Source organism: Leptothoe kymatousa TAU-MAC 1615 (genome assembly GCF_018739865.1).
Classification (GTDB): Bacteria; Cyanobacteriota; Cyanobacteriia; order Phormidesmidales; family Phormidesmidaceae; genus Leptothoe; species Leptothoe kymatousa.
On sequence record NZ_JADOER010000012.1, the window covers coordinates 59,930 to 73,148 of the forward strand.

Annotated in this window: 9 protein-coding genes; 4 read left to right on the forward strand and 5 right to left on the reverse strand. The window is 51.3% G+C overall.

Annotation, left to right across the window (positions count from 1 at the left end; genetic code table 11):
- Nucleotides 1-137: 137 nt before the first annotated feature.
- Nucleotides 138-929, forward strand: coding sequence for a DUF1838 family protein (locus IXB28_RS13550; RefSeq protein ID WP_215619140.1), 792 nt, complete (start codon nucleotides 138-140; stop codon nucleotides 927-929).
- 47 nt (nucleotides 930-976) lie between these two features.
- Here IXB28_RS13550 and IXB28_RS13555 read toward each other — a convergent pair whose 3' ends face one another.
- Entirely contained in the window at nucleotides 977-2,674 is a 1,698-nt protein-coding gene (locus IXB28_RS13555; RefSeq protein ID WP_215619141.1) for an ATP-binding protein, read from the reverse strand.
- A gap of 1,362 nt (nucleotides 2,675-4,036) precedes the next feature.
- On the opposite strand from IXB28_RS13555, the gene IXB28_RS13560 reads away from it, so the two are divergent.
- A complete protein-coding gene (locus tag IXB28_RS13560; protein ID WP_215619142.1) occupies nucleotides 4,037-5,230 on the forward strand; it encodes a DUF4336 domain-containing protein in 1,194 nt (397 codons plus the stop codon).
- On the opposite strand, the gene IXB28_RS13565 is transcribed toward IXB28_RS13560, so the two are convergent.
- Nucleotides 5,227-6,294 (reverse strand): tetratricopeptide repeat protein, encoded by a 1,068-nt coding sequence (locus IXB28_RS13565; protein ID WP_215619143.1) that lies wholly within the window; start codon nucleotides 6,292-6,294, stop codon nucleotides 5,227-5,229. The genes IXB28_RS13560 and IXB28_RS13565 overlap by 4 nt on opposite strands.
- 116 nt (nucleotides 6,295-6,410) lie before the next feature.
- Between IXB28_RS13565 and IXB28_RS13570 the strand changes: the two genes are divergently transcribed.
- Entirely contained in the window at nucleotides 6,411-7,685 is a 1,275-nt protein-coding gene (locus IXB28_RS13570; RefSeq protein ID WP_246559786.1) for a Caspase domain-containing protein, read from the forward strand.
- Nucleotides 7,686-8,059: 374 nt separating this feature from the next.
- On the opposite strand, the gene glgA is transcribed toward IXB28_RS13570, so the two are convergent.
- Both glgA and hemC read right to left on the reverse strand, forming a co-directional pair.
- Complete coding sequence (gene glgA / locus IXB28_RS13575) at nucleotides 8,060-9,499, reverse strand: glycogen synthase GlgA (protein WP_215619144.1); 1,440 nt, start codon at nucleotides 9,497-9,499, stop codon at nucleotides 8,060-8,062.
- A 177-nt stretch (nucleotides 9,500-9,676) separates the two neighbouring features.
- Nucleotides 9,677-10,633, reverse strand: a complete 957-nt coding sequence (gene hemC / locus IXB28_RS13580) for a hydroxymethylbilane synthase (RefSeq protein WP_215619145.1) — start codon at nucleotides 10,631-10,633, stop codon at nucleotides 9,677-9,679.
- Nucleotides 10,634-10,867: 234 nt separating this feature from the next.
- Between hemC and IXB28_RS13585 the strand changes: the two genes are divergently transcribed.
- Nucleotides 10,868-12,349 (forward strand): tetratricopeptide repeat protein, encoded by a 1,482-nt coding sequence (locus tag IXB28_RS13585; protein WP_215619146.1) that lies wholly within the window; start codon nucleotides 10,868-10,870, stop codon nucleotides 12,347-12,349.
- Between the two features lie 25 nt (nucleotides 12,350-12,374).
- Here the strand turns inward: IXB28_RS13585 and IXB28_RS13590 are convergent, their stop codons facing one another.
- Complete coding sequence (locus IXB28_RS13590) at nucleotides 12,375-13,109, reverse strand: sulfite exporter TauE/SafE family protein (protein WP_215619147.1); 735 nt, start codon at nucleotides 13,107-13,109, stop codon at nucleotides 12,375-12,377.
- Nucleotides 13,110-13,219 lie beyond the last annotated feature (110 nt).

A 13,219-nucleotide genomic window follows, 5' to 3' on the forward strand; every position in this document is an offset into this window, starting at 1 on the left:
GTTTAATTACTTATTTTCTTTAGAATTGCTCCTGTTTGGTTGTCGTTGATACGTTTTGCTGAAATTTATCTAACGCAGTGGCGGCTGTCGGGAGATCAATTTTGGGGTGCGGTATTGGAGTGTAAGGATTGATAGCTATGGATCTGAGCCAGTCTTATCAAGTCAGTAACTTAGATTTTTATCGGCAGCACCATGGCCGCCAACTTTATTACCGTTGGGAAGGCGCCGTGTGGTGGCGGCAGTCACCGGATGCTCCGTTGGAGAAAATATTTGCGATCGCAGGCATGAACGCCACTAAAGTGTTCCTACGCTCCGGCGAAAACGGCGACTATGGCCATCGCATCAACCGAGAACTGGGCCTGTACTGCGACCCAGAAAGCGGCGACGTCTTAACCCAGTGGCAACCGTTTCTTAACCAACCCCCTGTACCCGTTGTGCCCATCGCCAACCGAGTCGTGCAGGGGGACGTCTCACCCAAAAACACCACCATTCCAGCCGGTGAGCCCTACTTAGAAAAAGTACTGGAAATTCCTTTAACCTATCCCCATCCATTAGCCGGTGAGCCCCAATACCGCGATCATTGTCCCGGTGAGTGTTTCACAGGCACCGAATATTTCACCACCTATGCCGTGCGCCCTGGGGTAAAAGCGCCCACCCCCCTATGGGCCCGCGATTGCCCTTGGCTCCCCTGGATGAAGTTGGGCTACGAACATCCTGCTCGTCTGCGATTTGAAACCACCATTCGACGAGTGGATAGTTTTGAAGAGCTAAATCCAAAACTAATCGAGGTGATCCGTCAGCGTGTTCCGATTTATGAACACACCCCAGATGCCACCGACGAACCTAATGTCACCAGCACCACCTATTTCAAGCAGTACTTTGAAGCCTATCAGGCTGGACAGTCGTTTCCGATTCAAGAAATGCAGTAGCCCAGCCCTGGCCTAATGGTAACTAGGCCGGTTTCCCAGGTCAGGCCTCACACCAGTTGTAGGGGTGCCTTGGCGGCCATCGCTTGAACAGGTAGAGAAACGTAAAATGTTGCGCCTTGGCCAACGACCGATTTTGCCCAAATCTGTCCACCATGGCGGTGGATGATCCGTTGCACGGAGGCTAGACCCACACCATTGCCGGTGAAATCTTTGGTTTGGTGCAATCGATTAAACGGTTGAAATAACTTGTCGGCAGATGCCATATCAAAGCCAGCCCCATTATCACGCACAAAAAATGTGATTGTGTCTTGTTGTCGGGTAGCGACACCTACGCTAATGACACTCTCAAAACATTTGGATGAGAACTTCCAGGCATTGGACAGTAAATTTTCGAGAACAGTCCCTAACAATAGAGGATCTCCCTGGGCCACCATATTGTCGTCCACCTGCCACTTTATCTGTCTCTCAGGATTGATCGCCTCTAAGCTAGACAAGGTATTACGAGCCAACTCACTTAAGTTTACCGATTGCGATTGAATATCTTGTTGAGAAAATTGGTATAACCCCAGTACCTGGTCAATCAATGCGTTCATGCGCGCTGCACATTGATCGATTTTTGCAAGGCTCCCATAGGCAAATTTATCCAATTGGTCTCCATATTGATCCATTAGCAGGCTGCTAAATCCTCTGATAATGGTCAGGGGAGAACGTAGATCGTGGGATAAGTTAGACGAAAAACTCATCAATTCTTGGTTCACCGTTTGCAGTTGGTTGGTTCTATTGCGGATACGATTTTCCAAGTCGACATGGACTTGAACATTTTCCATCGCAACAGCTGTAGTGTCTGCTAGGGCTTGCAACAGTTTAATTTCTTCTGGTTGGGCGTGATGATTAGAGGCCCAATATGTGCCAATGGCACCAATGGGGTTTTCGGTGCGAATAGGCACCATGACTAGACTCTTAATAAAGGTGGGGCGATAGGCCTCATAGGGAATGCGTACATCTTCAAACACGTCTTCAATCACAACATGTTGTTTGTTCTCCATACACCAACCGCCAATGCAAATGTCCTTTGAAAAGCGTTGTCCTTTCCAAAGGGGTTGAATGGCATCTTCGTCAGCGTAATAGCAGAGATCACCTTCCCGTAAAACGAAGGTGGCTCCATCCGCGCCGGTGAGGGCGCGTGCCGCCCTGCGAACGATGGCGGTGATGTCATTTAAGGTATGGGCTAAGGAAAGTTCTTGAATAATTTGGACTAGATATTCCAGGGGGGCATTACGTGCATTTTCAGTGAGTGGTGTAGGTTGTGTCGGCTCCGTCGGGGCGTGATGGTGACCGGGTGGAATGATGGCTGGTTGGCCATGGGCCGCAGCTGGTTGTTTGGCACCTAGTTTTTGGAGCAGCGCGACTAGACGCCAAAGCTGATCCTTACGAATATAATCTTCCACACCCTGGGAAATGAGGTTCAGCGCTTGGTCGTCGTCAATATGGTTGGAAACAAAAACGAAGGGGGTGTGGGGTACTTCCTGGCGGGCAATGGCCCAGGCACTTGTTCCTGAAAGGTCGGGCACACCACTATCTGACAAAATGATGTCGACATTATTTTGGGTTAACCAATATTGATATTCGGCTTTGGTGGTCGCTACTTGAATATCTGACGTAATCCCATGTCGACTAAGTTTAAATTGAAGCAGTTGACTGTCTGTAGCATTATCTTCCAAGTGAAGAATATGTAGTGCTTCCATAGTGACAGTGACAAATATATTGTTTTGCTTTTCATTTAACCAAAATGCTGCTGAAAAAAACGTATCCAGAAGTCGACCTTATGCCAGATGCCATCGCTCGTTGTTTTAAATAGCTTGTTGATGGACATGGTTTGCGGCTGAGGGCGGATAGCTAAGTTTGGTTTAGCGATGGGTTGGTGAGTGTGGGTGATACGGGCAAGACCACCCAAATAAGAACCCCCGTGAACGCTAGGCTCACAGGGGTCCGAGTTAGATATAAGGGGTTAAGTAATACAGTAATCTGTTTACTTAAGATATAGGGTTCGAAATAGGACGTTATGCAATAAGTTGCTTTGTCTATGTGCCTACTCTAGCCTCGAGGAAGGTCGAACCACACCCTTTCAAAATCTGCCTATCGTTTTATTACATAAATATTAAGTTTCTTTAGTTGATGGTCGCCATCACTGTTGCGTGTTGCTACTGACCTTTAAAGGATATGCCTACAACTAAGCCTGTAGGCGCTGGGCAATTGTTGTGGCGGGGCTGTGCCTATTCATTCCCTTCGATGCCAATCCGGATAAAGTAAATATTTTTTCGGTGTCCGTTGTGTGTAGCGCTGGCGGAGGGCGTTATTGCCCTGGACACGAGGTTTTCCGGGCAGGATTGGCCTACGGCACGATACTCAATGGGATATCTCGTCCATCGGTAACGGCAATCGAATACACATTTAAAGCACAACAGCACCCAGAACGATCTACCTGAGAATCTCTTCTGTATTCAACAAGACTTTCTAGAGTTGTTATTTGAGTAAATAACAAGACTCTTTAGTGCAAGTGAGAAGAACTATCAGTGACCTGGTTGGGTGCTGGTATTGATCCATCAAACGATTCTATCGAACTATCGATTGTTGACCTCCTTTCGTTGTGTTTATGGGCTTTTCAGCTCATGTAATAAGCATATTCCCATGGGTGTTGAATCTCTCTTTTATGACATAAACGTTAATGTTGTTTGTTTTTGTTTCACGGAAAAGATAAGTCTCCTGGCGGGTGAAAATACTTTTTTGAAGTGAATATTGCTGGTTGGTGCAGTTATCGTGCTGTCAAAATAATGCGATCGCGCAGCATCCTTCTGCTAGCAACCTGTGGGTCCATTGTCCCCACAGTGGGCAATGTCAATCCTCCAGGCAGGGGATTTGCTGGTCAATATCCTGGGAGCGTAGTCGAAAGGACGCCTTGACCATGTTTGAGCGTCGACTCCGGTCAGCTCGCGAGCCATGGGGCATGCTGACATTGTCCTTGCAGATATTCTTTGCAGATAAAGCCTGAGTTCGGATCAGCAACGCCTAAAATACTAAAACTCAGTCTGGAATCTGGAGGATAGGGTGTGTCTGAATCGCGGGCAGTGGAACGTTCCGCCGATTGGTCGTGGCCATGGTGGCCGCTAGTGCCGTTGTACCCCTATGGGCAGCGCCGTACATTGCGTCGTGAAGTCATTGCCAATCAGGTTTGGACCTTCGACCAAATGCAGGGCATTCTCTATGTCGTTGTGCCCATTCGTATGACTGTGGTGCGTTTGGCCTCAGGTGGTTTACTGGTCTATGCCCCGGTGGCCCCCACGGCCGAATGTATTCGCCTGGTGAATGAGCTGGTGGCCGACCATGGCGGGGTGAAATATATTGTTCTGCCAACGGTGACGGGGCTAGAACATAAGGTATTTGTGGGGCCGTTTGCCCGTAAGTTTCCCCAGGCGCAGGTGTATGTGGCGCGCCATCAGTGGAGTTTTCCCCTCAATTTGCCCCTCAGCTGGCTGGGGTTTCCCCTGGGGCGTACCCATTGGTTACCGGAAAATCCAGCCGATGCCCCCTTTGGGGATGAGTTTGACTATCGCATCTTGGGGCCGGTGAACTTGGGACTGGGGGCCTTTTCGGAGGTGGCGATGGTGCATCGGGCCTCTAAAACCTTGTTGGTGACCGACTCGGTGGTGTCGATTCCGGCGGATCCGCCCGCCATTGTGCAATTAGATAGCTATCCGTTACTGTTCCATGCCAAGGAAAATGCCGCCGATGAACCGGCAGATACGGTGGAAAACCGACGGAAGGGTTGGCAGCGCATCGCTTTATTTGCCTTTTATTTTCGTCCCGATGCCCTGAAAGATCCCCAGTGGGGCCAGGTCTTGCAAGCGGCGAAAACGGCCTCGGACCGTTCGAAGCGGGCCTATTTTGGCCTATATCCCTTTGATTGGGACTATACCTGGCAGGAGTCGTTTGAGCGATTGAGTGGCAATGGTCGCCTGCTAGTGGCGCCAGTACTACAGTCGTTGATTTTTAATCGGGGGGCCAATGCGGTTTTGTCCTGGGCCAATGAGGTGTCTGGTCTGGCCTTCGATTCGATTATTCCTTGCCATTTGAGCGCGCCCATTCGGTCCGATGGGGAGACGTTTCGCCAGGCGTTTGCCTTTTTGGCGAGAGAAAATACGACGGGGCGCGGCGGGGACTTGCCGGAAGCTGATTTTGGTCTGCTCAATCGCATTAGTCAACAGCTGGAAAAGACACGCATTACCCCCCCTCCAGGGCCTTAGGCTTGCATTTGCCGAAATAATAGGGTGCTGTAAATCTGAAATGCGGTGTCCCAATCGCTGGGTTTACGGCGGTTGAGGTCTAAATAGACTTTTATATAGGGCAGGAGGGGCATCATTTCCAATGCGCCCTGGCCAAAGTTGGTAAAGTCGGTCTGCTGTGGACAGTGGGTCGCTCGGTTAATGTGCTGGAGTAGCCCATTCCAGCGAATGCGGGTGGAGGTGAGGTTGGTCTGGTCGGGGACGAGGGCAACGCTGTTGCGAAATTCATAGGTGCGATCGCAGCCCCGCAAAATAATCTTCCGACCATGGATGTGCAAATCCATCACCTGGGCGTAGTCCTGCACCAGTTCCTTCCGTTTCGATTTACCCCAGGCCGTCTTATCACTCACCTCCTCAAACACGGGCAGCTGCGCCCGAATAATTTGGCTAATCTCCGACCAATCAAACTGGATTGACCCCATTTGCCCCGTCGGGCTTTGGCACACCACAGCCGGTTGGGGCGTCAGGGTACGAAAATGCTTAATCTCGAATACCTGTACCTTTTTAAGTTCCTCAATGGTGGCCCACGTTGCGGGCACACCGGCGGCCTGCAAGGCTTCACCGTAGTACTTCATTTCACCGATGGAGCCCGTTCGTTGCAGTCTGAGCCCTTGCTTCGGCAGCTGCAATCGGGCCATGTACGGATCAATGCGTAGCACCTCGGCCATGGCCACCGCCGCCTGTTTCGCATCGTCTGGCGGCATAATCGCTAGCAGTCCAGGGTCGTCACTACCCAATACGGCTGTGGCTTCGTCCAGGTCGGCCTGCCGGCTTGCTTCCCGTGCCTGCTGCACCCGTTTCAGTCCAGAGCGAGCCTGCCCCATCAGCTTTGGATTATTCACCCGTTTCAGAAACGTCAGATAGGTTTTTTCCGCCGCATCCCACTGCAGCGTGCCTTCCTGTAAGCGACCAATGGAGAGCAGCACCAGCGGATCCTTCGGTGAGGCCTTACGCCACTGTTTAATTAGCTGAGTGGCACGGCGATAGTCCTGGGCGTCAAGGGCAGCAGTGACAAGTTGATGCATGGGCGGGCAATGGCAAAAGACCAAATCCTCCCCATTGTAATCAAGGGCCATTGTAATCATGGGGATGATTCTCAACCGTCCCGCTAGAATAAGGTCAGAAAATTTGCCCCTGCCCCATGCGTAAGCTCTCCTTTTTGACCCAGCTATTCATGACTAGTGTGATGGGGGTGGCCATTGGGCTGAGTTTGGGCTGGACAAAACAGGCCACCACCGAGGAGCCAGTGGTAAAGACCGATGGTGCTCTGGAGGCCGACGGTGCAACGGCGACCGCTGCCATGGAGTTTTTGGTCTTGGCCGGTGGTGGGGCCCCCGGCTATAACGAAATTGCCCTCGAAAAAAACGTACGTTACTTTCAGCGCACCCTTGCCGCATTGGGCATTGATTTAAACACCGCTCGTCAGTATTTTGCCAATGGCAACGATGGGCAACCGACGGTGCGCTATCTCAATTTTTTAGGGCAAGAGCAGTTTAAACCCCCCGAAATTGATAATCTCGATGGTCCGGCCACGGTGGACAATGCCCAACAATGGTTTGAAAACTTAGCTCAAAAGTCATCCCCCTGCCCCGCGTTTTTCTATTTCACGGGCCACGGAGCCTACAACCGAGAGAACGTTGACAACAACTCCATGATTCTTTGGGAAGAACAGCTGGTCTCCGTACAGCAGCTAGCTGGCTGGCTGGATCAGCTACCCCCCGATCAGCCCTTTGTCACCATGATGGCCCAATGTTTTTCGGGCTCCTTTGCCAATCTTATTTACGAGCAGGGAAATCCTGAGAACCCTGTTGCCCTACAAACCCGCTGTGGCTTCTTTGCCACCGTCGCCGAGCGGCCCTCGGTGGGATGTACCCCAGCGGTGAACGAAGCCGACTACCGCGACTATAGTTCTAGCTTTTTTGCCGGACTTAGCGGCCTTGACCGCACAGGTCAGCCAGTAGAGTCTGCCGACTATAACAACGATGGTGTGGTGGCCTATGCCGAGGCCCATGCCTTTGCCAAGGTGGATGAAGAGACAACAGACTGGCCTGTTTCGACCTTAGAAGTGTGGCTGCAAAAACAAGCAGGCGAAGAGAAAATTGATGAGATTTTTTCCCAGCCCATGGAGCGTTGGCTAGTGGGTGCACCAGCACAGCGCCAGTATGTGATTCGGGGGCTAAGTGAAAAGCTTGGGCTAGAATTAAACAAGTCTTATACCGACCAAATGCCTCCAGTGGATTTTGAATCGGTAACAGGTGCCTATTGGGTCCGTCTAGGCATGGAATTGATTAATGTTGCCGTGACCCAAGAGATTCTTCAAGGGAGTAATGCTGAGGAGCAAGAGATTCTCCATAGGCTGGTCAAATGTGAGGATGGATCTTTCCTCACCCCATTAGAAGAGCAAAAACGGTCTTAAAAGTCGTACACTCTCAAAACCATTGGCATGTAGTACGCGCTATATGCCGAATATTGCACTAATAAGACTCCCCACAAGGCTAATGGCAAGACCTACTAAAAACCATAGCATTATGGCTCTACAGAGATTGACCACATTGCGATTGCCATGGCCATAGGCAAACATTACAAAAGCAATGATGTTAACAATTGGGATGACGGCCAACAAAATCAGCCAAAACCAATCCCAAACTCCTACGGTTTCCATAGATCGCCCCATTGGTTAAATACGCAATTTTCCATATCTGACCCTCCATGGCAGATATTCTACAAGAAACTACAGTGCGTAGTAGTGAATTACGTAATACGGGTAGAGCGAATCTTAGCAAGCGGACTTTAGGGGGTTTTCTTAGGTTCGATTACCAGTTTTCCACCATATTCTGTTGGAATCTGACTCTCATGGGACAGACCCTTGATATCGCTGTAGAGCTTGATATATTCAATGGCAGAATTTTCCCAGCTAAAGTTCTCTGCCATGCCACGCTGCTGTAGCTTTTTCCAGAAAGGCTTGTATTGGAACCCTTCCCAGGCACGCACCATGCAGGTAAAGAGATCCAGGGGCTCATAGCGGTCAAAGCAGTAGCCAGTTCCTGCCTCATTGACCGGATCGTGATGGCTCACCGTATCCACCAGGCCACCGGTGCGGCGCACGATGGGCACACAGCCGTAGCGCATGGCAATCATTTGGCTAATGCCGCAGGGCTCAAATTTCGAGGGCATTAAGAAGGCATCGGCACCAGCGTAAATCTTTTGGGCGAGCTGACCGCTATACATCAGATATACCGACACCCGGCCAGGGTAGCGATTGGATAGCTCCCACAGTTGAGTTTCGTAGTGGCGATTGCCCGAACCCAAAAGCACTAGCTGGGTATCGGTGTAGGCCAAAAAGCGATCGATGGTTTGCAAAATCAGGTCGATGCCCTTTTGCTCCACTAGACGGCTGACCAAACCAATGAGAAAACGGCTATCGTCTACTTCTAGGCCCATTTCTTGCTGGAGGGCCGTTTTATTGATGGCGCGTTTTTCTAGGGTTTCTGCGGTGTAGGTTTGGGCAATTTGTTCATCGGTGGCCGGGTTAAAGGCTTCTAGGTCAATGCCGTTGACAATGCCGCTCAGTTTTTCATTGACATAGGACAATAGGCCCTCTAGCTTTTCACCATATTCCTTGGTTTGAATTTGTTGGGCATAGGTGGGGGAAACGGCATTGACCCGGTCGGCATATAGGAGCGCGGCAGCCATGGTGCTGTCGCCTTGCATATACCAGGGGCACCAGGTGATTTTGTCGAGCTTCCAGCGCCAGGGACCTTGGTAAGCGAGGTTGTGGATAGTAAAGACGGTGGAAATTTCTGGTGACTGGTGCATCCACACTGGCAGCATGCCCGTATGCCAGTCGTGGCAATGAAGAACGTCGGGTTTCCAGTAGTTCCAGCAAAATTCGGCGGCGCCATTGGCAAAAAAGGTAAAGCGCCAGTCTTCATCTTTAGTGCCGTAGATTTCCTCGGAGTCAAAGGCGGGGTGGCCAAAGAGATAGAGGGGGACGTCTGACTTGGGGAGGGTGGTTTCGTAGACGCCAAAGGCATTGAACATGGCGTAGCCCCACCAGATGGGTTCCTCGGGGATGTCTACTTTTTTGCCCATGAAGCCGTAGTAGGGCATAAGAATGCGAACATCGTGCCCCATGGCTCGTAGAGCTTTGGGTAATGTGCCGACCACATCCCCCATGCCGCCTACTTTTGCTAAGGGTGCAGCTTCTGCAGCCACAAATAAAATTCGCATTACGTTTCTGATGCCCCGTTAATTAAACCCGTCATCCACGGGATCAAGTCTAGATGGGGATTGGCCCTGTGCATAGTGCTTAAGCCTACGGAAGGGGGTTTTAAAAAAATGTTAGGGGTGTTGCACGCAACGCCCCTAACATTTCTTTTGCCCTATTAACTGGTACGACGTTGGCAATTAACGGGTTTCGGCTGCGATCGCATCCAAAATTTCCTGGGCACCCGCATCTTTCGCCCGCTTCGCTAAGGTATTGCCCATCTCATCCGCCTGATCCACAGAGCCAGAGATCGTATCTTTTACCAAGGTTTGCCCATCGAGGCTAGCCACAATGCCGGTCAACGTCAGGTTGTCACCTTCGATTACGGTGTTGACGCCAATGGGGACCTGGCAGCCGCCCTCTAGCTCGCGCAGAAATGCACGCTCTGCATAGCAGCGCTGGGCCGTGGGCACATGCTCAAGCGTTTTAATCACGGCAAGAATTTCGTCATCATTGGTGCGGCACTCAATGCCTAGGGCACCTTGGCCAACGGCGTGGAGAGAAATCGAGGCAGGCACCACCTGCTGGATGCGATCGCCCATGTCCAAACGCTTGAGGCCAGCTACCGCCAGAATGATGGCATCGTACTGACCTTCATCGAGCTTGCGCAGGCGAGTATTGAGGTTGCCGCGAATGTCTTTAAATTGAAACGATGGGAAGTGATGGCGTAGCTGGGCCAAACGGCGCAGGGATGAGGTGCCAATAATGGCGCCCTCGGGCAGCTGATCGAGGGTTTTGCCAGCATGCTTTGCGTGCACCACCAGGGCATCTGCAGGGTCTTCGCGCTCAGTCACACAGCCGAGCATCAGCCCCTCAGGCAGGCGGGTGGGCAAATCTTTCAGGGAATGAACGGCAAAATCAATGGTGCCGTTGAGCATGTCATCTTCTAGCTCTTGGGTAAACAAACCCTTGTCGCCAATTTTCGAAAGGGACACATCTAGAATTTTGTCCCCTTTGCTCTCCATGGTTTTAACTTCAAAGTTAATGTCAGGGAAGCGTTTCTGTAGCTCACCCTGGACCCAGTGGGTTTGCACTAGGGCAAGCTGACTTTTACGAGAACCAATCCGAATAGTGCGGGTTGCTACATTTGGGGACATAGTTAACAGATTTGTTATGGTGAATTAGCCAGCACCCGCTGGCCGGACGACGTGCCGCTGCTGCCGTACTAAAGGTTAGGCACGTTCAGAATGGTTGTTTTTCCGTAAAGCAAGTTACGGGGTTTCAACTTGAACGTGGTTTAGTAGCAACGACAAAAAATACACAAGATCTTAAGATTACAGCACCGATGGCCGCTCACGGTCGCTAACCCTTGCGAGTACAAAGTTCTGTAAATGAGTGTTGATTTTAATTTACGTAAGCAATTGTTGTTGAAACGACAGCCCCAACGAATATTTGGTTTTCTCGGTACTCTGGTTTTAGCGATCGCAGGCACCCTATCTTTGCCAGCCTATGCCCAGCGCATCGATCCAGTCTTATTAGATGCATTCCTGACGGATCCCCTCGTTGCAGAACCGAAGGATCCGCTGGTGCCAGATACGACGGTAGAACGGACGTTGAGTCCCTTAGAGCTCTACGAAATAGAGCTAGAACTGTTTCAAATGGATGCCCAAGCCCAGCAGCTGTTGCTTGATGGCCAGTCGGATGAGGCCTTTGCCCTGTGGATCCGGGAGGTGCAGCTGCGGCGTTTGTTTGGTGTCGAAGCCGAGCTCGAAGCGCTGGAGCGCATTGGCCAGCAGGCGTGGAATGGGCAGCGTGATCAAGAAATTCGGTTGATGGCAGCCCGGGTCAAGCGCATTTGGTTGGCGGAAAAGGCCATCGCGTCCCTGGAAAGAGTGGAAACCCTAGCCAGGATTGCCCAGATTTTGCGCATGCGCGATACGTCCACTGAGATTTATCAGCAGCTGATTGCCATGACCGCCGCCGAAGATCAGCATGCTTGGCAGGTGGTGCTGGCCGATCACTACTTGCAGTGGTTTGATTTTGCCAATGCGGCCCAGCTCTATACGACATTGGCCGAACGGGCGAAAACCCAGGGCAATACCCTGGAACGTACGGAGTACTTAAAGCACCTGATTTATAGCCACCAAGAGGCGAAACAATATGCCCAAGCACTGCCGGCCCAGGCTGAATTACTGAGTCTTTATCGGACCACCGGCCAGAGCGATCGCGAACCCCCCCTGGAAATAGATATGGCTCGTAATTTTCGGGCCATGGGTGTCTATTCCAAAGCGGTGGACTATTACCAGCTAGCCTATGCCACGGCCCAAAAGCTAGAACTTTACGGCCATGTGAGCACGGTCCTCAAAGACTTGGGCGACCTATATGCCGAGCAGGGGCTTACCAATGAAGCCCTGAGCATCTATAACTTGCTGGTGCGCGCGGAGCAGCAAGCCTATAACCAGTTCGGCATTCTGGAGGCATACGATCGCCTGGGGCAGCTATACCTCAATATTGGGGATACTGAGAACGCGTTGATTGCCTTTAGGGCAGGGGTGGCGTTTTCAGAATCGTTACAATATCGCGAGGCCTATTTTCGAGGGGAGGTGGCCAAGCTCAGTTTAGGGGCTGACCCGCAGCCGCAGCCATCCCCAACGGATCCGTCCCTAGGGGATACGTTGCGCGACGATTTGCGGGACAATCCCCCATTTGATGCGAGCCCTGTGGAAATTGAGCCCATGGATCCTGACCCTGTGGAGGAAGCGGCACCAGACGAACCCGCTGTGCCAGCAGCGCCGCCCGAAGTGGAAATTATTACGGATGAGACGGTGGAGGTGGAAGGCGCCCCGGACCTAGAGGACATTACGACCCCCTAGGCTGCATCGCGTAACGCCGGGGCTGCTAAAACACGAGTTTGAGGCCAACGACGCTCAGCAAGACCATGATGACCTGGCGAAACTGGGCTGCGTTGATATAGTTTGACAGCCATATGCCCAGCCCTAGGCCGCTGAGAAAAAACGGGGTGGCATAGCCCACCTGGCTAAGGAGCATTTTGTCGAAGTGGCCTTGGGAAACGTGGGTTGCGATCGCAACCACTGACATAACCGCAAACGTTCCCGGTAAATGGCTCTTAAATTGTTCAGGGCTCCATTCCCGACAGTTGCCATAGATCACAATCGGCGGCCCCCCAGTATTAAACGCACCGGTCAACACACCGGACGCGGCGCCAAAGGCATAGGCCCAGCGACGTCCCTCTAGCTCAGGGGGAGACAGTTGCAAACTGGAATAGATCACATAGATCAGTACTAAAGCTCCCAGTAGCTGTAGAGCTAAATGTTCAGGGATATGGTGCAGCCCCAACACACCAATGGGAATAGTCAGAAAGCCTGCACCCACTAGATGGATAATCCGTGACCATTCAAAATTATCCCGGTGGTACCACCAGAGTGTGAGGTTACACACCAGGTTAACCAGCAATACGAGGGTGATGGCCAGCTGGAGATCCATAAAAAATGGCAGCAGGGATACGGCCACTAAGGCAAACCCAAATCCAGTCAAGCTCTGTACGAACGAGGCCAAACCTACGATCAAGCCAATCCAAAGGCTGTCAAATAAGCTGGCATCAAAGATATCCATGGAGCATTCCAACGATGGTGCACCCTTCGATCTTACAGATTGTTAAGAAAAATAACCAAACGTTTCGAATATTTTTTGAAACACCTATTGGCCTGTCAAACCTAAATGGT

Bases quoted from the DNA above. Each gene is read 5' to 3' on its own strand.
- glgA (WP_215619144.1), bottom strand. From the start codon at position 9,499: ATGCGAATTTTATTTGTGGCTGCAGAAGCTGCACCCTTAGCAAAAGTA.
- IXB28_RS13550 (WP_215619140.1), top strand. From the start codon at position 138: ATGGATCTGAGCCAGTCTTATCAAGTCAGTAACTTAGATTTTTATCGG.
- IXB28_RS13590 (WP_215619147.1), bottom strand. From the start codon at position 13,109: ATGGATATCTTTGATGCCAGCTTATTTGACAGCCTTTGGATTGGCTTG.
- IXB28_RS13570 (WP_246559786.1), top strand. From the start codon at position 6,411: ATGCGTAAGCTCTCCTTTTTGACCCAGCTATTCATGACTAGTGTGATG.
- IXB28_RS13565 (WP_215619143.1), bottom strand. From the start codon at position 6,294: ATGCATCAACTTGTCACTGCTGCCCTTGACGCCCAGGACTATCGCCGT.
- IXB28_RS13555 (WP_215619141.1), bottom strand. From the start codon at position 2,674: ATGGAAGCACTACATATTCTTCACTTGGAAGATAATGCTACAGACAGT.
- hemC (WP_215619145.1), bottom strand. From the start codon at position 10,633: ATGTCCCCAAATGTAGCAACCCGCACTATTCGGATTGGTTCTCGTAAA.
- IXB28_RS13585 (WP_215619146.1), top strand. From the start codon at position 10,868: ATGAGTGTTGATTTTAATTTACGTAAGCAATTGTTGTTGAAACGACAG.